The sequence below is a fragment of the Methylobacterium sp. J-118 genome, assembly GCF_057836565.1.
The window spans coordinates 2,949,594-2,970,909 of record NZ_JBYQFA010000001.1; the positions used below are offsets into that span (position 1 = coordinate 2,949,594).

The 21,316-nt window shown below is 70.3% G+C and carries 23 protein-coding genes and 1 tRNA gene; 8 read left to right on the forward strand and 16 right to left on the reverse strand.

Annotation, left to right across the window (positions count from 1 at the left end):
• Nucleotides 1-206: 206 nt before the first annotated feature.
• The 6 genes from AC3IF3_RS14215 to AC3IF3_RS14240 form a co-directional block, all read right to left on the reverse strand.
• Nucleotides 207-659 carry an acyl-CoA thioesterase gene (locus AC3IF3_RS14215; RefSeq protein WP_243969905.1) on the reverse strand — a complete coding sequence of 151 codons (453 nt, stop codon included), beginning with the start codon at nucleotides 657-659 and terminating at the stop codon, nucleotides 207-209.
• A 26-nt stretch (nucleotides 660-685) separates the two neighbouring features.
• Nucleotides 686-823, reverse strand: coding sequence for a hypothetical protein (locus AC3IF3_RS14220; protein ID WP_489229296.1), 138 nt, complete (start codon nucleotides 821-823; stop codon nucleotides 686-688).
• A gap of 247 nt (nucleotides 824-1,070) precedes the next feature.
• Nucleotides 1,071-1,337, reverse strand: coding sequence for a hypothetical protein (locus AC3IF3_RS14225; RefSeq protein WP_243969909.1), 267 nt, complete (start codon nucleotides 1,335-1,337; stop codon nucleotides 1,071-1,073).
• Between the two features lie 166 nt (nucleotides 1,338-1,503).
• A complete protein-coding gene (locus tag AC3IF3_RS14230) occupies nucleotides 1,504-1,689 on the reverse strand; it encodes a YegP family protein (RefSeq protein ID WP_243969910.1) in 186 nt (61 codons plus the stop codon).
• 166 nt (nucleotides 1,690-1,855) lie between these two features.
• A complete protein-coding gene (locus AC3IF3_RS14235) occupies nucleotides 1,856-2,329 on the reverse strand; it encodes an SRPBCC family protein (protein WP_489229297.1) in 474 nt (157 codons plus the stop codon).
• Between the two features lie 314 nt (nucleotides 2,330-2,643).
• A complete protein-coding gene (locus AC3IF3_RS14240) occupies nucleotides 2,644-4,179 on the reverse strand; it encodes a DEAD/DEAH box helicase (protein ID WP_489229298.1) in 1,536 nt (511 codons plus the stop codon).
• Nucleotides 4,180-4,658: 479 nt separating this feature from the next.
• Here AC3IF3_RS14240 and AC3IF3_RS14245 point away from each other — a divergent pair, with 479 nt between their 5' ends.
• Both AC3IF3_RS14245 and AC3IF3_RS14250 read left to right on the forward strand, forming a co-directional pair.
• Nucleotides 4,659-5,210 (forward strand): helix-hairpin-helix domain-containing protein, encoded by a 552-nt coding sequence (locus AC3IF3_RS14245; RefSeq protein WP_489229299.1) that lies wholly within the window; start codon nucleotides 4,659-4,661, stop codon nucleotides 5,208-5,210.
• A 200-nt stretch (nucleotides 5,211-5,410) separates the two neighbouring features.
• A complete protein-coding gene (locus AC3IF3_RS14250) occupies nucleotides 5,411-5,683 on the forward strand; it encodes a hypothetical protein (RefSeq protein WP_243969918.1) in 273 nt (90 codons plus the stop codon).
• A 248-nt stretch (nucleotides 5,684-5,931) separates the two neighbouring features.
• Here AC3IF3_RS14250 and AC3IF3_RS14255 read toward each other — a convergent pair.
• Together AC3IF3_RS14255 and AC3IF3_RS14260 are read right to left on the reverse strand one after the other, a co-directional pair.
• Nucleotides 5,932-6,016: transfer RNA gene (locus tag AC3IF3_RS14255), tRNA-Leu, on the reverse strand.
• Between the two features lie 120 nt (nucleotides 6,017-6,136).
• Nucleotides 6,137-6,442: a FliM/FliN family flagellar motor switch protein gene (locus tag AC3IF3_RS14260; protein WP_243969920.1), complete on the reverse strand. Its 306-nt coding sequence runs from the start codon at nucleotides 6,440-6,442 to the stop codon at nucleotides 6,137-6,139.
• 88 nt (nucleotides 6,443-6,530) lie between these two features.
• Here AC3IF3_RS14260 and lipB point away from each other — a divergent pair, with 88 nt between their 5' ends.
• Nucleotides 6,531-7,262, forward strand: coding sequence for a lipoyl(octanoyl) transferase LipB (lipB, locus tag AC3IF3_RS14265; RefSeq protein WP_489229300.1), 732 nt, complete (start codon nucleotides 6,531-6,533; stop codon nucleotides 7,260-7,262).
• 175 nt (nucleotides 7,263-7,437) lie between these two features.
• On the opposite strand, the gene AC3IF3_RS14270 is transcribed toward lipB, so the two are convergent.
• Nucleotides 7,438-9,558, reverse strand: coding sequence for a carbohydrate porin (locus AC3IF3_RS14270; RefSeq protein WP_489229301.1), 2,121 nt, complete (start codon nucleotides 9,556-9,558; stop codon nucleotides 7,438-7,440).
• A 348-nt stretch (nucleotides 9,559-9,906) separates the two neighbouring features.
• Here AC3IF3_RS14270 and AC3IF3_RS14275 point away from each other — a divergent pair, with 348 nt between their 5' ends.
• The 4 genes from AC3IF3_RS14275 to AC3IF3_RS14290 are packed head-to-tail and all read left to right on the forward strand — an operon-like array spanning nucleotide 9,907 to nucleotide 13,160.
• On the forward strand, nucleotides 9,907-10,491 hold the full coding sequence (locus tag AC3IF3_RS14275) for an iron transporter (RefSeq protein ID WP_489216737.1): 585 nt from the start codon (nucleotides 9,907-9,909) through the stop codon (nucleotides 10,489-10,491).
• A 17-nt stretch (nucleotides 10,492-10,508) separates the two neighbouring features.
• A complete protein-coding gene (locus AC3IF3_RS14280) occupies nucleotides 10,509-10,856 on the forward strand; it encodes a cupredoxin domain-containing protein (RefSeq protein WP_243969929.1) in 348 nt (115 codons plus the stop codon).
• On the forward strand, nucleotides 10,853-12,286 hold the full coding sequence (locus AC3IF3_RS14285) for a 4Fe-4S binding protein (protein ID WP_489229302.1): 1,434 nt from the start codon (nucleotides 10,853-10,855) through the stop codon (nucleotides 12,284-12,286). The genes AC3IF3_RS14280 and AC3IF3_RS14285 overlap by 4 nt, the downstream gene beginning before the upstream one ends.
• 49 nt (nucleotides 12,287-12,335) lie before the next feature.
• Nucleotides 12,336-13,160, forward strand: coding sequence for an FTR1 family iron permease (locus AC3IF3_RS14290; RefSeq protein WP_243969933.1), 825 nt, complete (start codon nucleotides 12,336-12,338; stop codon nucleotides 13,158-13,160).
• Between the two features lie 86 nt (nucleotides 13,161-13,246).
• Here the strand turns inward: AC3IF3_RS14290 and AC3IF3_RS14295 are convergent, their stop codons facing one another.
• Together AC3IF3_RS14295 and sseA are read right to left on the reverse strand one after the other, a co-directional pair.
• Nucleotides 13,247-13,735 (reverse strand): hypothetical protein, encoded by a 489-nt coding sequence (locus AC3IF3_RS14295; RefSeq protein WP_489216742.1) that lies wholly within the window; start codon nucleotides 13,733-13,735, stop codon nucleotides 13,247-13,249.
• Between the two features lie 413 nt (nucleotides 13,736-14,148).
• On the reverse strand, nucleotides 14,149-14,994 hold the full coding sequence (gene sseA, locus AC3IF3_RS14300) for a 3-mercaptopyruvate sulfurtransferase (protein ID WP_489229303.1): 846 nt from the start codon (nucleotides 14,992-14,994) through the stop codon (nucleotides 14,149-14,151).
• A 397-nt stretch (nucleotides 14,995-15,391) separates the two neighbouring features.
• Between sseA and AC3IF3_RS14305 the strand changes: the two genes are divergently transcribed.
• Nucleotides 15,392-15,625 carry a GcrA family cell cycle regulator gene (locus tag AC3IF3_RS14305; protein WP_243969938.1) on the forward strand — a complete coding sequence of 78 codons (234 nt, stop codon included), beginning with the start codon at nucleotides 15,392-15,394 and terminating at the stop codon, nucleotides 15,623-15,625.
• Nucleotides 15,626-15,644: 19 nt separating this feature from the next.
• On the opposite strand, the gene AC3IF3_RS14310 is transcribed toward AC3IF3_RS14305, so the two are convergent.
• The 5 genes from AC3IF3_RS14310 to AC3IF3_RS14330 all read right to left on the reverse strand — a co-directional run bounded on the left by AC3IF3_RS14310 (nucleotide 15,645) and on the right by AC3IF3_RS14330 (nucleotide 21,300).
• Nucleotides 15,645-16,622, reverse strand: coding sequence for a type II secretion system F family protein (locus AC3IF3_RS14310; protein ID WP_489229304.1), 978 nt, complete (start codon nucleotides 16,620-16,622; stop codon nucleotides 15,645-15,647).
• A gap of 113 nt (nucleotides 16,623-16,735) precedes the next feature.
• Nucleotides 16,736-17,728 (reverse strand): type II secretion system F family protein, encoded by a 993-nt coding sequence (locus AC3IF3_RS14315; protein ID WP_489216748.1) that lies wholly within the window; start codon nucleotides 17,726-17,728, stop codon nucleotides 16,736-16,738.
• A gap of 5 nt (nucleotides 17,729-17,733) precedes the next feature.
• Nucleotides 17,734-19,176, reverse strand: coding sequence for a TadA family conjugal transfer-associated ATPase (locus AC3IF3_RS14320; RefSeq protein WP_243969944.1), 1,443 nt, complete (start codon nucleotides 19,174-19,176; stop codon nucleotides 17,734-17,736).
• A 30-nt stretch (nucleotides 19,177-19,206) separates the two neighbouring features.
• Complete coding sequence (locus AC3IF3_RS14325; RefSeq protein ID WP_243969945.1) at nucleotides 19,207-20,484, reverse strand: CpaE/TadZ family protein; 1,278 nt, start codon at nucleotides 20,482-20,484, stop codon at nucleotides 19,207-19,209.
• A gap of 69 nt (nucleotides 20,485-20,553) precedes the next feature.
• Nucleotides 20,554-21,300: a CpaD family pilus assembly protein gene (locus AC3IF3_RS14330; RefSeq protein ID WP_489229305.1), complete on the reverse strand. Its 747-nt coding sequence runs from the start codon at nucleotides 21,298-21,300 to the stop codon at nucleotides 20,554-20,556.
• Between the last annotated feature and the right edge of the window lie 16 nt (nucleotides 21,301-21,316).

The following is a 21,316-nucleotide window of genomic DNA, read 5'->3' on the forward strand; positions in this document are numbered from 1 at the left end:
CCGCGTGCTTCGAACCGGTGTCGCCCGTAGCCGCAAGGGGGAGGAGAGCACGTCGCGCGTGTCAGACTACGATGTGCGCATCCGGTAGCGCGCGGAGGGGGGAGGGGGACGCGCCTGCAGTCCGGCCGGTGTCCTCGTCCGACCCCCATTGCCCGCTGGACGCGCCGGCATGTCAGGCCGCGAGCGATCGAACGCGGGGCGTTGCGCTAGGTCGCCGCCTGGGGCGACGGCATCGCTGCCGGGATCGGCCGCGGGCGGCCGGCCTCGTCGATGGCCACGAAGGTGAAGGTCGCCTGCGTGACCCGCTCGCGCACCTGGGTGCAGAACCGCCGCGCCCAGGCCTCGACCTCGATCTTCATCGAGGTCCGGCCCACATGCGAGACCCGGGTGTAGACGCACAGCACGTCGCCGACCCGGACCGGGCGGATGAAGGTCATGGCGTCCAGCGCCACGGTGACGACCCGGCCCTGCGCCCGGTCGACCCCCGCGATCCCGCCGGCCTGATCCATCTGCGACAGCACCCAGCCGCCGAAGATGTCGCCGTTAGCGTTGGTATCGGCCGGCATGGCGATGGTGCGCACGGTCAGGTCGCCCCGGGGCAGATCGACCTCCGGCGGCGGCGGGACGCTGGCGGCCTGCGCGAGTCCGACGTGCTGCATGCCGTCCATCCGTCCGTCGCGCGCCGTCAGGGAAGCAGGCCGGCGAGCTTGAGCCCCGCCGCCAGCAGGATGGCGGCCGTGCTCAGGATGCATTCGAGCGGGATCAATTGCCAGAGGTCCGGCGTCGCCGCCGCCGGCTCGGCGCGCTGCGCAAGATCGTTCATCAGGCGTCCTCCCGGGCCGGCCGATCTGTCGTCGCCGGTCCCGTTCCCTGCATCATACCGCATGGACGCCGCGGGTGCATCCCGAATCGGGATCGGCATGCCTCGTCCCGGATCTTGGGGCCGGAGCGCCGTATCGCTCCTCCCGGACGCAGCGCATGGCCCGAAGGCGGCCGATCACCGGCCAGGACGATAACCGAAAGGTCCGGCGGCTCGGGGGAGCCGCCGGACCAATCCTGTCAGCGATCGCTTAGTAGTAGAACCGGCGGCGGTAGTAGGGCCGGCGCCAGTAGGGCCGCGGTCCATAGAACCGGCGACGGAAATAGGGCCGGCGGTAGTAGGGCCGCGGGCCGTAGAAGCGGCGACGGTAGTAGTACTGGGCCTTCTCGGTCATCGCCGGGGCGGCATTGGCCGGCAGGGCGAGCCCCGGACCGACGGGCGCGGCGGACGCTCCCTCCGGCGCCGCGGCCGCGAAACCCAGCACCAGCAGGGCCGCGAGCAGGAATTTCCTCAGCACGGTGTCGACTCCCTTCGTGTGATTGCGTCTCGGACGACGAACCGCACGGGAAGCGAGAACCCACCGCCCGGTCCGAACCGCTGCAACGCATGGGCGAAGCGAAGCGTTGCAGCGTAACCGCTGCGACGTGTCGGACAGGGTTGACGGTGGGTTGAGGGCCGCGGCCTCAGGCGATCTTGGTGGTCATGTCCTCGATCCGGGCCTCGGCGCATTGTCGCACCAGGGCGATGCCGTGCTCGCAATCCTCGCGGCGGACGTAGCCTTCGCCCGAATCGGCGATGACCTCGCCGTTGCGCGCCCGCAGGCGCCAGCGCCACTCGCCCTTGGCATCCCGATAGAGTTCGAACCGCATGGTACCGACTCCCTGATCATCCGCCGGATGAGATGGGTTGCCGGGCCCGGAAGGGAAGGCGTCCACCACGCGCTGGCCGCGCCCGCACAAATGGGGCCCGAGGCTCCGGGTGCGCGGGTGGCGGGAAAACGGGGACCCGTTTTCCCGCACCGAACCGATGGCCCTGTCAGTGCGCCTTGTTGGCGAGGCCCTTCAGTCCGGCCTCGTAGACGCCGGCGATGGCCTCCTTGGCCTTGTCGTCCGGAGCCCCCTTCGCCTTGAACGTGCCCGTCCACGTCACCTTCGAGCCGGTGCCGGCCTTCGCGACCATGATCGTCGAATGGTAGTCGGTCACGGGCAGCGGACCCTCCAGGATCGTGTAGGTGTAATCCATCTTCTTGTCGCTGCGCGCTTCCTCTTCCTCGACGATCGTTCCGCCGCCCTTCAGGCTGAGCGTGCGGACGTCCTTGCCGCCCTTCTTGGACAGGGCGCATTTCTCGATCACGGGGTGCCAGTCGCCGATCCCGCAGAACCCGCCGACGGTCTTCCAGACCGTCTCCGGCGCCGCGGTGATGTCGACCGATTTCGTGACTTCGAGGGCCTGAGCCGAAGAGAGCGACGCCACGATGATTGCGGCAGCCGGTACGAAAACCCTGAACATTCGGCGTTTCCCCTGACGATTGACGGTTATCGGCCTTGAAGGCCGGTCAATCACCTAGCGCGCCAGGGAGCCGTTACGAGACGAGCGGCCCCGCTTTCGCGGATGTGTGAGCGCGCCGATGCCAGGCCCGGAGGGGCCGATGGGACGCTGCGCGGTGCCGAACGACGAGACGCGGCACCCCCGGCGTTGTGCCGCCGAGGACGTGGATCAGTGACCCCGGTCCCGGCCACCCGCCCGTGGGGGTCTCTGACAAAAAACCGCCCGGGACGATCCCGTCCCGGGCGGTTGTTCAGATATCTACGGTGCGGTCAGGTTCAGGAGCGGGGCGCCCGCTCCAGCCAGCCGATGTTGCGGCCCTCGCCGCCGCCACCGCCGCTGCGCGGGCGGGCATCGGCCCGCTGGGGCCGGCCGTCCCGGCTGGGGCGGGCCTGCTGGCTCGGGCGCTGCTCACCCTGCGGCCGGGCGGGCCGGTCCGCGCGGGCATCGCGACCCTGCACGGCCTGGCCGCGGCCGTCGCCACGGGCATCGACCCGTCCGTCCTGGGGCCGGGCCTGCCGGGGCGCGCCCTGGCCGCCGAAGCCGCGTCCACCCTCCGGGCGCCCCTGCTGGGGCCGGGGCCGCTGGCCCGGACGGCCGCCGCCCGGACGCTGCTGCTGCCGCTCGGGCCGGCGCTCCTCCTCGCGGGCGATCTCGGCCGCTTCCTGGCGGGACGGCGGCGTGAAGCCCTCGGGGAAGCCCCCCACCGGCACCTTCTGGCGGGTGATGCGCTCGATGTCGCGCAGGTAGGCCTTCTCCTCGTCGTTGCAGAACGAGATGGCGAGCCCGTCCGCCCCCGCCCGGGCGGTGCGCCCGATGCGGTGGACGTAGCTCTCCGGCACGTTCGGCAGGTCGAAATTGACCACGTGGCTCACGCCATCGACGTCGATGCCGCGGGCCGCGATGTCCGTGGCGACCAGGACCCGGGAGGCGCCGTCCTTGAAGGCGGCCAGCGCCCGCTCGCGCTGAGGCTGGCTCTTGTTGCCGTGGATCGCCGCCGCCGCGATGCCGACCTTGTCGAGGCCGCGCACGACCCGGTCCGCCCCGTGCTTGGTGCGGGTGAAGACCAGGACGCGCTCGATCGCCGGATCGCGCAGGATGTGGCCGAGCAGCGCCTGCTTGGCGCCGGTATGGACGAAGATCACCTGCTGCTCGACGCGCTCGGCCGTGGTGGCGACCGGGGTGACCGCGACCTGCACCGGATCCTTCAGAAACTGGCTCGCGAGGCCGGCGATGTTCTTCGGCATGGTCGCCGAGAAGAACAGACTCTGGCGCTTCTCCGGCAGCATCTTCACGATGCGCTTGAGGGCGTGGATGAAGCCGAGGTCGAGCATCTGGTCGGCCTCGTCGAGGACCAGGATCTCGACCCCCTCGAGCGTCAGCGACCGGCGCTCGATCAGATCGATCAGCCGGCCGGGGGTGGCGACCAAGACGTCGACGCCCGGAGCCAGCGCCCGCTCCTGGCGGCTGATGGTGACGCCGCCGAACACCACGGTGGTGGTGTAGGACAGGTGGCGGCCGTAATCGCAGAACGATTCGGCGATCTGGTTGGCGAGCTCGCGGGTCGGCGAGAGCACCAGCACCCGGCAGCCGCGGCGCGGGGCGCGGCGGTCCGAGAGCGAGAGGCGGTGCAGGATCGGCAGCGCGAAGGCCGCGGTCTTGCCGGTGCCGGTCTGGGCGATGCCGCAGAGGTCGCGGCCCTCCATGGCCGGCGGGATCGCCTGGGCCTGGATTGGGGTCGGCGTGACGTAGCCAGCCTCGCCGAGCGCCCGCAGCACGGGCTGGGCAAGGCCGAAATCGGTGAATTGGGTCAAGGATGTATCCGATGCAGCAGGACCGGCCGGGCGCCTCGCGTGATGAGCGAGCAGAGCCGTGATCGAGTCGGTCCGTTGGCAGGGGGCAGCCCGCGTGATGGGGCGGCCCGGGTGCATGCACGTTATGAAGAGGGGGGCCGGATCACGCCGGGTGGCGCCCGATCCGTCACGCAGCCCCCTCAAGCGGGCCATGACGGCCGCTGACGCTGCATCGCCGATATGCGGGTGTGCGGCTGCGAAGTCAATGCAGCACGGCGCATCCCGGCGCATGGCACCGCCCCCGCCGGCGCACGGCTCGATAGAAAGACCGGGTCCGATGCCGGGCAACGGCGGCGCCCGGCATGGACACGCCCGGGCGCGGCTCGGACGAACCTTGAATCGCCCGGCGTGATCCGTGAGGAAGCACGGACAATGTCGCGGCTCCGCACCATCATGGGGCCAGCCAAAGAGGGGGAAGAATGACCCGATCTGTTCTGACGGTGAGCGCCGGTCTGGCGGTGATCGCGGTCGTTCTGGCTTCCCTGTGGGTCGGGTTTGGCCCACGCCCTCAGGGCGGCCCGGACAAGCGGGCCTCCGCCGGCATTCCATTGTCGCAACAGCAGCGATCCCCCGTGGATGCGAAGGGGCAAGCGATCCGGACCATCGCGCCGGCATCGCCGTCCGATCCGAGGATGGCCGCGACGGCGCCCCCGGCCTCATCCCCGTCCGCGGCTGCTCCGGCCAACCCGTCGGCGGCCCCCGGTTCGTCGGCCGATCGGGGTTCTCCCGCCCGGCAATCCGACGGCACGTCCACGACGGGTCTGAGAACGGAGACGCCCCCGGGAGAGGCGCACGAACCCTCCGTGCCGCCCGGTGAGGGCGTCGATCTCAACACGGCGTCCGTCGAGCAGTTGAACGGGCTCGGCGCGGGCATGATCGGTCGGAGGATCATCGAGTTCCGCCCCTACGCCTCGCCCGATGAACTCCTGACGCGCCGTGTCCTGAAACGTGCCGATTACGATACCATCAGGAGCGCGATCACCGTCCGATAGCCCTGGCGATCCTTGCTTCCGCATCCTCTCTTTCCCGAAAACCGGCCGCCCCCTTTCGGGATGATGCGCCAGTGAGCGGCCAAGCCAGTCGGGGGGGCGGCCGTCTTCCGTGAGCGTCGGCCGTGAACAGGCGTCGCGCGCGGACGTTGATGCCCCGGTCACGCGCGAGACGTGATCGTGGAACGCTCGAGGAATCTGTCATGCGCATGACCGCACTGATCGCGGCCGTCGGCCTGGTGTCGATGGGGACCGCCAGCTTGGCCGCGGAGACGGCCGGCGCCACCGGTACGTCCGGGAACACGCCCCGTATGCAGGGTTCGCCCAACGCCGCGGGCTTCGGCAAGGCGGAGACCACCGGGACCGCCGGCGCGAACACGCCGGACAGCACACCCAGCCAGGACGGCAAGATGAAGGGCCCGCCGAACGCCTCGGGATTCCAGCACGGCAATTCCGGCACGCCAGCGGGCCGCTGAGCCGGAGCAGGGTCGATCCCCGGCTGCCGTCTCGCGGGACCGCACTCTCTTGCGGCTCGGCGCGACGGTTGCCCTCGGAGGCCCGATCGGGATGGACATCATGCGGGCGCCGACGACCGATCCCTGCCATCAGGGTCCGTCCCGCGCCTAGCGATTCTGGGAATGATATGCGGCGACTGCTCCCCGGGGACCGGTCGCCATCGTCAATCGTTCTGCACCGAATCTCTTCTCATCGGGAGAGAAACGATTGGTGCGGCCAAGAGGACTCGAACCTCCACCCCTCGCGGGACTAGCACCTCAAGCTAGCGCGTCTACCAATTCCGCCATGGCCGCATCGGACGCGAAGACCCGCCCGTTCGCTCGACCGGTGCAGCCGCGGGAGAACCCGAAGCCGCCGTCGTGTCGCGCGGCGCAGCGGATAACAGATCGCCCCGCCGCCGACAAGCGCTTCGCTCACGCGGCGGCGAAGCCGCTCTCCAGCAGCGCGGCCGCGCCCTCGCCGATGCTGGCGCCGGGCTCGACGATCGAGGCCGCCTTGCGGATCAGCTCCGTCACCTCGACGGAGATGCGGTCGCCGGTCACCACGATCTGCCCGCGGGCGATCGGATGGCCGTTGGCCAGGATCTCGACCATGTCGCTGTCGCTGGCGTCGAGCTCGATCACGGCGCCGCGGCCCATGCGCAGCAGCATGTGCAGCGGCATGCGCGTGCGGCCGAGCACCACCGTCAGATCGACCTTCAGGGTCTCGAAGACCGCCACAACCCGCCATCCCTCTCGCGGCCGAAACCTTGCAACCGCAGGCCGCGGATGTTGAAGGCTTCGACCATCGACGCAGGATGGTGAAGCCTTGGTAAACACGCCCCGCCTCACGGTCAGTCCCCACGCCTTCCCGAAGCGGGCCGGCTCCGGTCCGGTCGCGGAGCCCGTGGGCTGGCGCGTGAGCGATGCGTCCGTGGACTACGATGCGGCGGTGGCCTGGATGGAGGCCCGCGCCGAGGCCATCGCCCGCGGGACGGCGCCCGAATGCGTCTGGCTGCTGGAGCACCCGCCGCTCTACACGGCCGGCACCTCGGCCCGGCCGGAGGATCTCGTGGCGCCGGGCCGGTTCCCGGTCCACGCCACGGGACGGGGCGGCCAGTACACCTATCACGGCCCCGGCCAGCGCGTGGCCTACGTGATGCTCGACCTCGACCGGCGCAGCCGCGACCTGCGCGCCTACGTGGCGAGCCTGGAGGCGTGGCTGATCGCGACGCTCGCCGCCTTCAACGTCCGCGCCGAGCGTCGGGAGGATCGGGTCGGCGTCTGGGTGCGCCGCCCCGAGAAGGGGCCGGGCGTCGAGGACAAGATCGCGGCGATCGGCATCCGGGTGCGCCGCTGGGTGAGCTTCCACGGCATCAGCCTGAACGTCGAGCCGGACCTGTCGCATTTCGACGGGATCGTCCCCTGCGGCGTCCGGGAGCACGGGGTGACGAGCCTCGTCGATCTCGGCCTGCCGGTGAGCTTGGCCGAAGTCGACATGCAGCTGCGGGCCGCGTTCGAGGATATTTTCGGCGCGACGGTGATCGAGGGGATGGACTGATACGGCGGCCGGTTACGGCATTCGGTTCAGGCGGGCCATCCGTCGTCATGCGCGTAGGAAGTGACCCAGGGCCGCATGACGCCGGCGATCGTGGCGCCGCCTGGATCGCTTCGCTCCGCTCGCGAGGACGGTTGGGCCACCGGTCCTTCCGCCGAAGACCCTATCGCCGGCCCGCTCAGAAATCCGCGTGGAGCCGCGAGGCGAAGAAGTGGGCCGGGCCGCGGTCGCGGTTGTAACCGGGATTGTCGATGAACTGGTAGTCGAAGGTCAGGGTCACGAACTTGGTGAGGTTCAGGGCGTAGTAGGTCTCCAGCGCCCGCTCGGTGCCGTAGTTGAGCCGGCCGTCGCCGATCAGCAGCCCGTAGAAGCCCGCCGCGAAGGCGGCCCGGTGCGAGGGCGAGAGCCCGTTCATCGCCGCCCCGATCCCGACCGTGTCGTCCGGCCGGTCCCAGGCCTTGCCCTTCAGCGACAGGCCCCCCGAGAAGCTCTGGTCGATGTCGGTGAAGGAGATGTTCTCCGTCCGCCCGTCGTTCAGGCTGGCCCGGGCGAACAGGCCAAGTTCGGGTGTCAGCGCCTGTTCCAGGTTGACGTAGCCGCCGGTCTTGCGGCGGGGACGCCGGGTCGCCGCGGCCGCGTCGTTGATGTCATCGAAGGCGCCGAGCTGGGTGAGGGTCACCACCTCCCGGTTGTTGGCGGAGACGCCGACATTCGAGAACAGCCCGAAGCGCAGCTTGCCCGGCTGGTCCAGCCCCGGCAGGACGTAGCGCTGCTCGAACTCGGCGTTGAGCCCGGCGCGCCGGAACACCCGCGGGTCGAGCACGTCGCTCGACGGTTCCTTGGGCACCTGCGTGTAGGCGGCGCGGATGGCGAATTCCGGCCGGTTGTACTCGGCGTAGACGCCCTGGGTGAAGCCAGGCAGGTTCGCCGGGAAGTCCCAGGCCGAGGAGCCCCACAGCGACCAGTTGAAGAAGTCGACCCGCGGATCGTGGGCGTAGACGTTGCCGTCGAAGAAGTCGCCCAGGGCGAACTTGCCGGCGATCAGCGTGATCCGCTCGGAATCGTAGCGGGTGGCGACCTGGTTGGGTCCGTCCGGCACATCGACGGTCTCGCCGCCGAGGTTGATCGTCTGCTTCACGTAGTAGCGGTTCGAGCGCAGCTTCGGGAACGGGGCGCCGGCCTTCTGGGCCTCGCCGTTGACGAAGCCGGCGACGCCGAGCGTCCGGGACAGGCCGAAGCCCTGGCTGAATTCGGGGTTGTAATAGACCTCGGTCGTGTCGGTCAGCCTGAACCCGAGGAAGATCGTGGCCGTGGTGGTCTGCCGGGCCTGGTTCGGAATCAGGCTCTGCGCGCCCACATAGGGCGAGCGGAAGCCCGGCGTGCCCTGCGCGATGAGCGTCGTCTGCCCGTGGAGCGAGAAGCGGCCGGTATCGCCGTTGTCGGGGTCGTGCGGGGCGGTCTCGTCGGGATCCGGCGGCACCCTCAGCCCGTCCGGGAACCACATCAGCCGGGCGAAGACCTGATTCGAGGTGAAGCTCGCCCGGGTCGTGACCGGGCCGCCCGTATCCCCGGGCACGACGCCCAGCGCGAAGCGCCGGCTGCCGCCGAGATCGACGTAGCGGTAGTCGATGCTCAGGGCGAGATGGTCGGTGATGGCGTATTGCACCCCCGCGCCGAGGGTGAAGCCGACATAGCCGAGTTCCCGCCGCGCCGTGTTCTGGCCACCCGTGTCGAGATCCGGATAGGTCGCCTGGAAGCGCGCGTTGGCCCCCGTGAGTCCGAAGGCGCCGTAGATCAGGTACCGGTCGAAGCTGTAGCCCATGCGCGCCCGGAGCGAGCCGTACAGGTCGGTCCGGGCACGCACGATGGTGAAGGCCGGGTCCACGTCCGCGTAGCCGAAGCCCGCGAGGGTCGAGGCGACCGGCCGGTTCAGATTCGCCGCGTCGAGGTTGGCCTCGACCCCGTAGACCCACGGTCCGGTCTGCCAGGTCCAGCCGCCGAAGAGGCCGCCCACCGCCGTGGTGGCGTTCCGCCCCTGGTCGCTCCGGCCTGTGGAATCACCGCTCCTGAAGGCCGCCACGGGACGGCCGCCGATCGTCGTCGGCCCGAAAGCGTAGGCGCCGTAGGAGCCGCTCGCGCTGCCCTCGAGGCCCAGATAGCCCCCCGACCAATCGGCATAGGCGGCGCCCTGCGCCGCGGGCCGCGGTGCGGCGAAGTCCGCCGCGCGCACGGATGCGGTCAGGCCTATGAACAGCAGGAAGGCCGCGGTGCGGGCCGGAATCACGGAACGGGTACGCATCGGCTCTGCAGCAAGGTATAGCACTGGCTAAGTCGTGTCCCGCCACCGCGCAAGCCCTGCCCGTCGGCGCGGGAACTCGACCGAGCGGAGACCGCATCGCTCTTCCCGACCCGCGCCCATTGTCCGGCCCCCGCATGGCAGTGGCATGACGATCCGCCGTCGTTCGGGTGCGGTCAAGATCATACCGGTCACACGGCAGTGAATTGTCTTCCCCTGCGAAAGGATACCCCTTGTTTCTCGATTGAATACCAGAACAACATAACCTCCTGTCGGAGAAAGGCTTTAGATTAGAATTGTTATCATTTAAGAGCGGCGTAATTTCTGTTTGAACTTCGCGCGCGACGGATTATGTGCAGGGTCATGCGCGCGCCGAACCTCTTTCCGAACCTCCGGTTTCCGATTTGCGGCGGCTTGGCCGTGATTTGCCTCCTCGCCGGGGCTGCCGCGGCCAAGGAGGTACCGATCGGCCCGCACGTGACCCGGAACGGCCTGGAGGTCGCCGCCGTCTACCTGCAGCCGATCGAGATGGAGCCCGCCGGCATGATGCGCGACGCCGCGCAATCGGACCTCCACCTCGAGACCGACATCCGCGCCGCCAAGGACAACCGCAACGGCTTCGCCGAGGGCGACTGGGTGCCGGCGCTGGAGGTGCATTTCGAGGCGGTGAAGCTCGACGGCGACAAGCCCACGGACAAGAAGGTGTCCGGGATGCTGATGCCGATGGTGGCCAATGACGGGCCGCATTACGGTGACAACGTCAAGCTGTCCGGTCCCGGCCGCTATCGCCTCACGGTGACCGTCGCGCCGCCCGGCAAGGACAGCCATTTCGGCCGGCACGTGGACAAGGAGACGGGCGTCGGGCCGTGGTTCGAGCCCTTCGACGTCGTTCAGGACTTCACCTTCGCGGGCGTCGGCAAGAAGGGCGCCTACTGAAATCCCGGGGAATCCACGTGTCTCGTCCGCCGCGTCCTGCCCGCATCGCCGCCGCCGCCCTGCTCGCCACCGCCTGGGCGATGACGGCCGCGCGCGCGGACGACATGCCGGTGATCAAGGTCGAGATGCGTGACGGCCTGATCCTCCCGGCGGTGATCGAGGTGCCGGCCAACACCCGGTTCAAGCTGGAGATCGCCAATACCGGCCAAAGTCCCGTGGAGTTCGAGAGCGCGGAGCTGAAGCGCGAGAAGGCGCTCGCCGCAGGCTCGACCTCGGCGATCGTGTTCCGCACCCTCGATCCCGGCACCTACCAGGTGTTCGACGACTTCCACCCGGACGCCAAGGCGACCCTGGTGGCCAGATGAGCGCGTCGACCGCCGCGGCCTCCTCGCTCGACCTCACCCCGGCCGGGCCGCGCCGCGCCGCCGTCGACGCGCGGCTCGCCCGCCTGGGGGACGGGCTGCGCCGCTACGGCTGGGCCATCCGGGCGGTGCAATGGGTGATCATCGCGGTCTACGCGGTTCTGGTGATCGTGCCGGCCCTGCTGCCGCTCCCCGGCAACGCCGCCCATATCTGGACCAACCTGACGCTGGCCGCGCAGTTCGCCTTCTGGGGGATCTGGTGGCCGTTCGTGCTCCTCAGCATGGTGCTTGTCGGCCGCGCCTGGTGCGGGGTGCTCTGTCCGGAGGGGGCGCTCAGCGAGTTCGCCAGCCACTGGAGCCGCGGCTACGCGGTGCCGCGCTGGATCACCTGGCAGGGCTGGCCGTTCCTGGCCTTCGCCGGCACCACCGTCTACGGCCAGATGACCAGCGTGTACGGCTATCCGAAACCGGTGCTCGCGGTGCTGGGCGGCTCGACCCTGGCGGCGATCGTGGTCGGGCTGCTCTACGGGCGCAACAAGCGGGTGTGGTGCCGCTATCTCTGCCCGGTCAACGGGGTCTTCGCGGTGCTCTCGAAGCTCGCCCCGATCAGCTTCCAGGTCGACCGGGCCGCCTGGGCGGTCTCGCCCAAGCCGGTCCGGGGCGGGGCGGCGTTCAACTGCGCGCCGCTCGTGCCCGTCCGGACGATGCGCGGGGCAGGGGCCTGCCACATGTGCGCCCGCTGCAGCGGCCATCGCGGGGCGGTGCGCCTCGCCCTGCGCTCGCCCAACCACGAGATCGTGCACGTGGCCGGCACCGAGCCGGATCTCGACCAGACCGTGCTGATCCTGTTCGGCATGCTGGCGCTGGCGGTCGGGGCCTTCCAGTGGTCGGCGAGCCCCTGGTACGTCGCGGCCAAGCAATGGGCCGCCACCTGGCTCATCGACCGGGGGGTGACCTGGCCGCTGGAAACCTCCGCGCCCTGGTTCGTGCTGACGAACTATCCCGACCGCAGCGACGTCATGACGCTCCTCGATGGCGGGCTGCTCCTGGCCTATATCGGCGCCGCTACGGTGATCCTCGGGCTGGCCCTGTCGGGGATCGTGGCGCTGGCGACCCTGGCCCTCGGGGGCTGGTCGACCCGGCGCTTCCACCACCTGACGCAGACGCTGATCCCGGTGGCGGGCTGCGGCGTCTTCCTGGGCCTGTCGGCGCTCACCGTCACGTTCCTGCGGGGCGACGGCATCGTGATCCCCTACGTGACTGAGATGCGCGCCGGCCTGCTGGCCGGGGCGAGCCTGTGGAGCGTCTGGCTCGCCTGGCGCGTCGCCGGCCTCAGCGCCGGCGGCCTCCGGCAGGCCGGGGCCGCGGCCTGCATCGCCGGGGCGGCCGCCCTGTCGGTGGTCAATTGGGTGCTCATGTTCTGGATCTGGTAGCGCGGTCCGCGCGCCGCACGGCAACATTCCGCAACGTTGGGAGACCGCCATGATCGGCGCCTTCGTCATCGCCTTCCGCGAAGTCATCGAGGCCGGCCTCATCATCTCGATCGTGCTGGCGGCGACCCGCGGCATTCCGGGCCGCATGCGCTGGGTCCTGCTCGGTGTCGCCGGGGGGCTGGCGGGGGCCGGTCTCGTCGCCCTGTTCGCGGAGCGGATCTCCAACGCCTTCGAGGGCAGCGGGCAAGACATCCTGAACGCGGCGGTGCTGATCGTCGCGGTGCTGCTGCTGATCTGGCACAACACCTGGATGAGCAAGCACGGCAAGGAACTCGCCGGCGAATTGCGCGCGGCCGGCGCGGCGGTGCGCTCGGGCGAGCGCGAGGCTGCGGCCCTGTCGATCGTGATCGGCGCGGCGATCCTGCGCGAGGGCGCCGAGCTGGTGCTGTTCCTCTACGGCCTCGTCGCCTCGGGTACCTCGGGGGCCGACATCCAGTTCGGCGCCTTTGCCGGCATCGGGGCGGGGATCCTCCTCTCGGCGGTGACCTATCTCGGCCTCGCCTCGATCCCGAGCCGCTACGTGTTCTCGGTGACCAGCGTGCTGATCGTCTTCCTCGCGGCCGGGCTCGCCGCACAGGCCGCCCAGTTCCTGGCGAATGCCGGTGTGGTCGACATCCTCGGCCACACCCTCTGGAACAGTTCCGGGCTGATCGCCGAAACGTCCTGGCCGGGCCGCATCCTGCACGCGCTCGTCGGCTACACCGACCGGCCGACCGCCCTGCAGGGGCTCGTCTACGTCGCCACCATCGCCGTCATGGTCGGGCTGATGCAGTGGAGTGCCGTCGACAAGCGCCGCGCCGTGCAGGCGGCCTGAGACGCGAAAGGTCCGGGCCGCCCGGCGGCTCGGACCTCGTTGTTGGGCAAGCCGGGACCCGGGGGCAGCGCCCCCGGAGACGGCTCTCAGGCCAGCGGAGCCCATTTCTCAGGGTCGGCCGGCTTCTCCTTATAGATCGCGCCGGCGAAATCGACGTGCAGTTCCGTCGCCGCCCCGTCGCCCCGGCGCGCCAGGACCTCGAAGTGCTTGGGCTTGCGGCGCGGCCCATCGACGACCGTCCAGCCGGCGGATATCGCCGCCGCGCGGGCCCGATCGGGATCCGCCGCCATGTCCGGCCGCGGATCCGCCTTCTTGGGGCCGGGGGCGTGATGGGGCTTCTTGTGGTGGATCTCCACCGGGTCCCGGCCCTCGGCCGAGATCCGCGTAACCTTGATCTCCGAAGGGCGACGCTCGCCCTCCAGGGTCACGTGCAGCCCGGTCACGGGTGCGAACGCATCCGCGCCCTTCGGACCGAGATCGGCCAGGTGGGTCTCGCCATCCGCCTCGATGGTGAAGCGATGGGCGAAGACGTGCTGGATGGTGCCCGAGAGGGCGGTGGTGTCGTGAAGCGGCATGATTTTCTCCGTGGAGCGCCCAACCGCAGGCGCAACCGATATATCGAAATCGATCGCGCGATGGTCAAGGGGTGTTCCCAAAGCCCCGCGCTGCGAGCTTGACCGGTCGGCCAGAGGTGCCGCTTGGCCGGTCCGCGCAGGTGCTCCCTGGTCGAGGCGGCGTCGGGGGCCTGGCAGGCTGCGGACCGGTGCGCCGCGGTCCCGCGTCAAATCCGGCGATCGATCAGAACGTCCAGCGAGCCAGCGGCAGCCGTCCCCCTCATCCTGAGGTGCGGCGCAGCCGCCTCGAACGCGGTCTCCAGCCTGCCGCGCGATCCGGGAGGGCTCCTCCGGGGGCCGATGGCGCGGGGCGCCTCAGGATGAGGGAGTGGCTCGGAGCGTCCCTCTCCCGGGACCCGCGTTCGGCCCGGCTCTCAGGCGCCGGTCGCGACGGCGCGGGCCGGATCGGCGCCCCATTCCGACCAGGAGCCGTCGTAGAGGCCGCGGGCGGGGCGGCCCATCGTCTCCAGCGCCAGGGCGATGATCGCCGCGGTCACCCCCGAGCCGCAGGTGGTCACGATCGGCCGGTCCGGATCGACGCCGTTCGCCGCGAAGACCGTTGCCAGCTCCTCCGGGCTCTTCATGTGGCCGTCGCGCTGGAGCGCCGCGTAATGCAGGTTGCAGGCGCCGGGCATGTGTCCGGGGCGGACGCCCGGGCGGGGCTCCGGCTCCTCGCCGCGGAACCGCGTCGCCGAGCGGGCATCGACCACCTGGGCCGAGCCGGTCTCCAGGGCGCGGGCGACGTCGTCCGCATCCGCCACGGCCCCGTGGTCGAGGCGGGCCGTGAAGTGCCGGCGCGCGGGCGGATGCGGCGTGCCGTCCTCGGTGGGATAGCCCGCGGCGATCCAGGCCGGCAGGCCGCCGTCCAGCACCAGGGCGTCGCGCACCCCGTAGGCCTTGAGCATCCACCAGACCCGCGGCGCCGCGAACAGGCCCTGGCCGTCGTAGACCACGATTTGCTGGCCGTCGCCGACGCCGAGTGCCCGCATCCGCGCCGCGAAGACCTCGGGACGGGGCAGCATGTGCGGGAGGCTCGACTCGGTGTCGCTCATGGCGTCGAGGTCGAAGCGCCGGGCACCGGGGATGTGGGCCGCGCGGAACTCGGCCTCGGGGTCGCGGCCGGCGGCCGGCAGGTACCAGGAGGCATCGAGGATCACGATGTCGGGGGCGGCGAGGCGGTCGTGCAGCCAGTCGGGTGACACGAGGGGCGCGTGGGCCATGGTCGGCGGGTCCGGCTCTGTTCGCGAGGGCGCACAGCAAACCACAGGTCGCAGCGGCTTGCACGCCCGGGCCAGTCCTGAGCCGGAGCGTTCGGGCCGATTGTCAGCCTGGCGAATGCCAATCGAACCGGTGCCGGCCCATGGGAGCTACGCTTCCCGCACCGTGCTCCGATGCAGCGCGTGCAGGTTGGTCTTGTTTTAAGTTGCCGTAACCCCAGTTACGACAACATGATGACGCCGTTCGCGCCGGTCACCAAGGCCGGCATCGCGCGGGCAACCCCGGACATGGCTTCAACGAACGCGAGACGGGGTCGCTGCCGGAAGAAAGGCGTTCCACCCTCCCCCCAGCCGGGGCCTGCACCCACCGAGCAGGATGCACCTTGAGCCGATCGACACCATGAATCAACTCGTCCGCATGTCCCAGATCGGCGATGCCGAGACTGTCCAGGAGCCGTCCGCCGACCTGCGCGTGCCCTTCGCACAGTCGGGTGCCTTCGTGTGCAAGTACATCATCGGCGAGCCGAACGACCGCGCCATCTGCTGCGGCGCGCCGGCGGCCGACGGCAAGAGCTGGTGTGCCTACCACCGCCGGATCGTGTTCGAGCCGACCCGCCCGGGCCGCATGCGCTGACGGGCCGTCCCCCGGCCCGTCACTGCGCCCGCATGATCTGGATGATGGCCGGGGTGATGATGACCACGAACAGCACCGGCAGGAAGAACAGGATCATCGGCACGGTGAGCTTGGGCGGCAGTCCGGCTGCCTTCTTCTCGGCTTCGGTCATGCGCTGGTCGCGGCTCTCCTGGGCGAGGACCCGGAGCGCCTGACCGATCGGCGTACCGTAGCGCTCGGCCTGGCTCAGGGCGGTCGCCACCGCCTTCACCGGATCGAGCCCGGTGCGCAGGACGAGGTTCTCGTAGGCCTGGCGGCGGTCCGGCAGGAACGACATCTCGGCGGTCATCAGCGCGAGTTCCTCGGCCAGCACCACCGAGGAGGTCGCGATCTCGGTGCTCACCTTCCGGAAGGCGTGCTCGATCGCCATCCCCGATTCCACGCAGATCAGGGTGAGATCGAGGGCGTCCGGCCACGCCTTGCGGATCTCCGCCTGGCGCTTCTTGGCGGCGTTGACGAGGAACAGCTCCGGCGCCTTGATGCCCGCGTAGGCGGCCCCGATGACCAGCCCGAACCGCATGAGGTAGGAGACGTCGAGCGCCTCCAGGACGAACAGGTAGAACAGCGCGCCGATCACCGAGGCGACGGGCACGACGAGGCGGAAGAACAGGAACGCGGTCTCCGCCCCCTGGCCGCGATAGCCGGCCTGCATCAGCTTGCGCTTGGCCGTGTCGGTGGCGAGCCAGCGCTGCAGCTGGTACCGCTCGACGATCGACTTCATGTAGGCCTTTGGCTCGACGCGCAGCGTGGCCCGGGTCGTGGTCCGGCTCCCCTGCGCGCGCTCGCGCCGGCGGATCTGCTCGCGTTCGTCGCCCACGAGCTTCATCCGCTTGGCGAGCTTGTCGGTTTCGAAGAACGGCTGCGCCACCGCGAAGGCGGTCGCGGCCACCGCGATGGCGGTCAGCAGCGTGCCCATGAACCGGGGATCGAACAGCTTCGCGGCGATGTCGTCGATCATGGGACGGGCTCCGGGGGGGGGCGCGCCGGGCTTCGCGGATCGGCCGGCGGGGGATGTCTTCCGATCCGTCGGTCGTGACCGTCTCCGAGGGACAGGACGGGATCGGGCGGGTCTCAGAAGTCGAAGGCGATCATCTTCTTGATCGTGAAGATCCCGATCGACATCCAGATCGCCGCGCCCACCAGAGCGATCTTGCCGATATCGGTCGTCCACAGCAGCGAGATGTAGTCGGGGCTGGTGAGGGTGGTGATGCCCGCCACCGCGAAGGGCAGGCAGGCGATGATCGAGGCCGAGGCCTTGGCCTCCATGCTCATCGCCTGGATCTTGCCGCGCATCTTGGCCCGGTCGCGCAGCACCACGGAGAGGTTGTTCAGGGCCTCCGACAGGTTGCCGCCCGATTGCTGCTGGATGTTGATCACGATCACGAAGAAATTGACCTCGGGGGTGGGCACCCGCTCGAACAGGCGCATGACCGCCTCGCCCAGCGACAGGCCGAGCGTCTGGGTCTCCACGACGTTCTTGAACTCGCTGCGGACCGGCTCCTCGGCCTCCCGCGAGACCATGCGGAAGCAATCCCCGACCGGGATGCCCGTTCGGATACCGCGGACCACCACGTCGACCGCGTTGGGCAGTTCCGCGTTGAACTTGGCGATCCGCCGGAGCCGCAGACGGCGCAGCAGCAGGGCCGGCAGGCCGAGGCCCCCGGCGAAGGCGGCCCCGACCCCGGCCAGCGGGCTGTCGGTGACCACGAACAGCAGCAGGCCGAAGATCACGCCGCTGACGCCCGAGACCGTGTAGAAGGTCCGCTTCGTCCAATCGAGGCCGGCCCGGGCGAGCTTCAGCTCCACCGAGGCCTTGGACGCCCCCTTGGCCTTCGCCTCGATCTCGCTGAGCGTCTTGGCGACCTGCTCGCGCCGGTTGACCGCAACGCCCCGCAGCGCCGCCCCGGAGGCGGAGGTGCTGATCGCCTTGAGGCGCTTGCTCGCCCGGCGCTCGCCGCCGAGCAGGGGCAGGACCGCCACGTAGGCGACCGCCGCCACCGCGATGCCGATGAGGCCGGCGGCGATCGGAAGGTTCGACGCGGCGGCGGCGGGCAGATCCGGCATCCGCGTCAGCTCCGGTCCACAACGTCGGCGGCGTCGAGCGCCTCGCCGAGCCGGCGTTCCAGGCCGTAGTAGCGGGCGCGCTCCCAGAATTTGGGCCGGCCGATGCCGGTCGAGCGGTGGCGCCCGATCAGCTTGCCGTTCGCGTCCTCCCCGAGGATGTCGTAGAGGAAGACATCCTGCGTGGTGATCACGTCGCCCTCCATGCCGAGCACCTCGGTGATGTGGGTGATCCGCCGGGATCCGTCGCGCAGGCGCGTGGCCTGGATCACCACGTCGATCGAGCCGCAGATCATCTCGCGCAGGGTCTTCGAGGGCAGCGTGAAGCCGCCCATCGAGATCATCGACTCGATGCGCGACAGGCATTCCCGCGGGCTGTTGGCGTGGAGCGTGCCCATCGAGCCGTCGTGGCCGGTGTTCATCGCCTGGAGCAGGTCGAAGGCCTCGGGTCCGCGGACCTCGCCGACGATGATCCGCTCGGGCCGCATGCGCAGGCAGTTCTTGACGAGGTCGCGCATGGTGACCTGGCCCTGGCCCTCCATGTTGGGGGGGCGCGTCTCGAGGCGGACCACGTGCGGCTGCTGGAGCTGCAGCTCGGCCGCGTCCTCGCAGGTGACGACCCGCTCGTCGTGCTCGATGAAGGCGGTCAGGCAGTTGAGCAGCGTCGTCTTGCCCGAGCCGGTGCCCCCCGAGATGACGACGTTGCAGCGCGCCTGCCCGATGATCTTCAGGACCTCCGCGCCCTCCGGCGAGATCGCCCCGAAGCGCACGAGCTGCTCCAGGGTCAGCTTGTCCTTCTTGAACTTGCGGATGGTCAGCGCCGGGCCGTCGATGGCGAGCGGCGGCGCGATCACGTTGACGCGGGACCCGTCCGGCAGGCGCGCGTCGCAGATCGGCGAGGCGTCGTCGACCCGGCGGCCGACCTGGCTGACGATCCGCTGGCAGATGTTCATCAGCTGCTGGTTGTCGCGGAACCGGACGCTGGTCAGCTGGATCTTGCCGCTGACCTCGATGAAGGTCCGGTTGGCGCCGTTGACCATGATGTCGGCGATGTCGTCGCGGGCGAGCAGGGGCTCGAGCGGGCCGTAGCCGAGCACGTCGTTGCAGATGTCGTCGAGCAGCTCCTCCTGCTCGGCGATCGACAGCACGATGTTCTTGAGCCCGATGATCTCCGTGACGATGTCGCGGATCTCCTCCCGGGCGGTCTCGGCGTCGAGGCGCGAGAGCTGCGTGAGGTCGATCGCCTCAATCAGGGCGCCGAAGATCAGGCTCTTGGTCCGGTAGTAATCCTCGGACCGCGCGGCCTCGACGACCACGGGGACGACCGGCTCGGGCCGCTTGGGCGCCGGCGCGGCCTCGCGCGGGGCCGAAGCCGCCGGAGCGGCGGCCGACGATTTCGGGAGCGGCGTGGGGGCGGCCGAAGCGCCGCCGGTGTGACGCCTACCGAACATGGGCCGGCTCCGGGGGGCGGTCCTGCCGCATTACGAGGCCTTCCCGCCGGCGAGCTTGGTGCCGCCGAGCTTGGTCCCGGCGAACCGGGCGAGCAGCGGCTCCAGCAGGCTCGCACGCCCGCTGCGCCGGGTCTCGGCCCGCCCCAGGATCACGGCCGCGAGGTCGTTGAACAGCTCCGCCACCTTCGATCCGGCCTGGATCTCGGCGATCATCTGGCCGTTGTTGGCGGCGGTGCCGAACAGCGTCGGCTCGAAGGGGATCGTCAGCGCGACCGGCGCCTCCAGGGTCTTGGCGAACTCGGCGGCGCCGATCTCGGGGCGCTTGGGCACGCCGACCCCGTTGAGCAGGATCCGCGGCGGCGCGTCGTTCGGGCGTCCGTGCTTGAGCGCGCCGAGGAGGTTCTTGGCGTTGCGCAGGCTGGCGAGGTCGGGGCCCGCCACGATCAGGATCTCGTCGGCCGCCGTGAGGACGCGCTTCGACCACGCGTTCCACTGGTGCGGCACGTCGAGCACCACGCAGGGCACGCTCGCCCGCAGATACTCGATCAGGGCGTCGAAGGCAGGCTCCGACAGGTCGATGGTGCGGTCGAGGCTCGCGGGCGCCGAGAGCAGGCTCAGATTGTCGCTGCACTTCGATAGCAGCCGCTCCACCAGGGCGGAATCCAGGCGCTCCGGGGCGAACACCGCCTCGGCGATGCCCTGGGGCGGATCCTGGTTGAAGTTGAGCGAGGCGGTGCCGAAGGCGATGTCGAGATCGGCGATCACCGTCTGGACGCCCTGGCCGCGGGCCAGCGCCCAGGCGAAGTTGTGCGCCACCGTCGAGGCGCCGATGCCGCCCTTCACGCCGTAGACCGCCACCGTGCGGCCCACCGGCTTGACCCCCGGGGCGGTGAACAGGTCGGACAGCGCGGCGATCAGGGTCAGCGGCTCGACCGGCGCCATGAGGTAATCGGACACCCCGCGCTGGATCAGCTGCCGGTAGAGCGTCACGTCGTTGAGATGGCCGATCACCAGGACGCGGGTGCCCTCGTCGCAGACCTCGGCCAGCGCGTCGAGGCATTCGACCGGCTTCGAGCGCGGTCCCTGCGTCTCGATCAGGATGACGTTGGGGGTCGGCGCGTGCCGGTAGGCCTCGATGGCGGCGGCACCGCCGCCCATCCGGACCTTGACCTGCGCCTTCTGCATGCGCCGGTCGAGGGCCGCCCCCTCGATCATCGCGGCGGTCTCGCTCGTCTCGCAGAACGCCTGGATGGTGATCCGGGGCACCGGGGCGATCGTGCGCTCGGCTGTCTCGGACTGGTCTGCCATGACGGCGCTTTCAGGTTCGCGTTCGGGAGGCGGCGTCGGGTTCGGGCGTGGGACTCTTGGCCGAGGGGGCTATTGGCCGACCTGGGACTTGACGTCGGTCTGCCCATCTTGCCGCCATGTGGTTGATGGATCCTTGCCGTCGCGCAGCTGGCCGATATCCCGGACCCGCTTGACCGTGTCGATGCGGCCCTCGGGCCGGCCGCGCACCAGGTCGATCGGGTCCGCCGTCTGGGCGGCCACGGTCGCCTGCATCGAGCAGCCGAGATTCCAGCTGGGCCGGTTGCTGTAGTCGAAGGCGAAGTCGCTGGTCCCGGTATCCTGGGGCCAGAGGCCGCAGGTGTCGGAGACCTTGGCCTGCATGCGCTGGAAGCTCAGCCGGATCGGCGCGGCGAGGCTCGGCGCCGTCACCACGTAGCCGGTGACGGCGATCTCGCGGGCACCGACCCGGTCCTGCGCGCCGAGCCGACTCAGCGTGGCCGCCGTGCGCGCGACGGCGTCCGCCTGGGCGGGCGGAACCCCCCGGGGGACTTCCATCAGGAGGACGCCGCGCCCGTAGCGGCGGTATTCCAGCATGAACGCGTCGACATCGCTGGTCTGGCGGGGATCGAGGTGGCCGACCCCCGTGGGGAACACGTCGAGGCTGCGGGTGCCGTCCGTCAGAACGATCGGATGACGCGCGCGGTAATCCGACACCTCGATCGCGCCGGTGGAGGTGGTCGGATCGCTCTTGCAGGCGGTCGCCAGGGCGCCGAGGGCGCAGGCGGCGAGGAGGCTGCCGAGGCGGAGGCCCTGGGCGGGCGGATGACGTGCGGTCATGGTCCGATCCTGCTCG

What these genes read in the sequence shown, in the direction of transcription:
- AC3IF3_RS14215 (WP_243969905.1), bottom strand. Translation starts at nt 659, where the DNA reads ATGCAGCACGTCGGACTCGCGCAGGCCGCCAGCGTCCCGCCGCCGCCG.
- AC3IF3_RS14220 (WP_489229296.1), bottom strand. Translation starts at nt 823, where the DNA reads ATGAACGATCTTGCGCAGCGCGCCGAGCCGGCGGCGGCGACGCCGGAC.
- AC3IF3_RS14230 (WP_243969910.1), bottom strand. Translation starts at nt 1,689, where the DNA reads ATGCGGTTCGAACTCTATCGGGATGCCAAGGGCGAGTGGCGCTGGCGC.
- AC3IF3_RS14235 (WP_489229297.1), bottom strand. Translation starts at nt 2,329, where the DNA reads ATGTTCAGGGTTTTCGTACCGGCTGCCGCAATCATCGTGGCGTCGCTC.
- AC3IF3_RS14250 (WP_243969918.1), top strand. Translation starts at nt 5,411, where the DNA reads ATGCGCATGACCGCACTGATCGCGGCCGTCGGCCTGGTGTCGATGGGG.
- AC3IF3_RS14270 (WP_489229301.1), bottom strand. Translation starts at nt 9,558, where the DNA reads ATGCGTACCCGTTCCGTGATTCCGGCCCGCACCGCGGCCTTCCTGCTG.
- AC3IF3_RS14275 (WP_489216737.1), top strand. Translation starts at nt 9,907, where the DNA reads ATGTGCAGGGTCATGCGCGCGCCGAACCTCTTTCCGAACCTCCGGTTT.
- AC3IF3_RS14285 (WP_489229302.1), top strand. Translation starts at nt 10,853, where the DNA reads ATGAGCGCGTCGACCGCCGCGGCCTCCTCGCTCGACCTCACCCCGGCC.
- AC3IF3_RS14290 (WP_243969933.1), top strand. Translation starts at nt 12,336, where the DNA reads ATGATCGGCGCCTTCGTCATCGCCTTCCGCGAAGTCATCGAGGCCGGC.
- AC3IF3_RS14295 (WP_489216742.1), bottom strand. Translation starts at nt 13,735, where the DNA reads ATGCCGCTTCACGACACCACCGCCCTCTCGGGCACCATCCAGCACGTC.
- sseA (WP_489229303.1), bottom strand. Translation starts at nt 14,994, where the DNA reads ATGGCCCACGCGCCCCTCGTGTCACCCGACTGGCTGCACGACCGCCTC.
- AC3IF3_RS14305 (WP_243969938.1), top strand. Translation starts at nt 15,392, where the DNA reads ATGAATCAACTCGTCCGCATGTCCCAGATCGGCGATGCCGAGACTGTC.
- AC3IF3_RS14310 (WP_489229304.1), bottom strand. Translation starts at nt 16,622, where the DNA reads ATGATCGACGACATCGCCGCGAAGCTGTTCGATCCCCGGTTCATGGGC.
- AC3IF3_RS14315 (WP_489216748.1), bottom strand. Translation starts at nt 17,728, where the DNA reads ATGCCGGATCTGCCCGCCGCCGCCGCGTCGAACCTTCCGATCGCCGCC.
- AC3IF3_RS14320 (WP_243969944.1), bottom strand. Translation starts at nt 19,176, where the DNA reads ATGTTCGGTAGGCGTCACACCGGCGGCGCTTCGGCCGCCCCCACGCCG.
- AC3IF3_RS14325 (WP_243969945.1), bottom strand. Translation starts at nt 20,484, where the DNA reads ATGGCAGACCAGTCCGAGACAGCCGAGCGCACGATCGCCCCGGTGCCC.
- AC3IF3_RS14330 (WP_489229305.1), bottom strand. Translation starts at nt 21,300, where the DNA reads ATGACCGCACGTCATCCGCCCGCCCAGGGCCTCCGCCTCGGCAGCCTC.